1 protein-coding gene is annotated in these 708 nt (G+C 37.3%); it reads right to left on the bottom strand.

What is annotated here, in order from left to right:
• On the bottom strand, nt 1-708 hold a 708-nt coding region (locus HMPREF2893_RS05920), incomplete at both ends, for a DUF389 domain-containing protein (protein ID WP_070675430.1).

Below are 708 nucleotides of genomic sequence, written 5' to 3'. Positions count from 1 at the left end.
AATCCTTGTCTGCTTCATTTTCTTTTACGAGATCTTTTTGAGAATCTTTTTCAGAGAGTTTTTGATCGATATACTTGTCAATGTTTTCGTAAAATTCCTTGGTCGTCTCACTATCTAATTTTGTCGAATTATGGACTTGATTGACTTTCAATTGAACAGATTGAATACCGTAAGAGTCTTGTTTTTGGCGAATGGTTTCTAATTCTTCTTCTGAAATCGGATCTCCAACAACTGTCAAGACCAATTCATTGCTACTTGACTTGTAGACTTGATTAATGATCGTATGATTGGCAAACTCTTTTCCTACAAACTGTTTGATCCCTTCTTTTCGTGCTTGATCCATCGTCAGAGTGACTGCTGAATAGCTGGCTGGAAGAACCAATAATACAATCAAGGAGATCAACCCAATTCTCATTTTCATGTTTAGCTCTTTAAATGAACTTAAGGGAGATTGTCTCATCATAATTCTTGTTCCAACAATATTGATTAGCATGATAAAGACACAGTTGATCAAGAAAAGATAGAGAGCCCCAAATAAAAATCGTACATTTCCATTAGCTAAACCATAGCCTGCAGTGCAGATAGGTGGCATCAGAGCTGTTGCAATAGCTACTCCTGGCACGATATTGTTTGCTTCTTTTTTTCTTGAACCAATGACACCTGCTATCCCACCCGCAATAGCAATGAGAACATCCCAAATGGTTGGAG

It is taken from the genome of Streptococcus sp. HMSC072C09 (assembly GCF_001813105.1).
Lineage (GTDB): Bacteria > Bacillota > Bacilli > Lactobacillales > Streptococcaceae > Streptococcus.
Note: the sequence above shows the minus strand (reverse complement) of the source record. Positions and strands in the feature narration are given on the sequence as shown.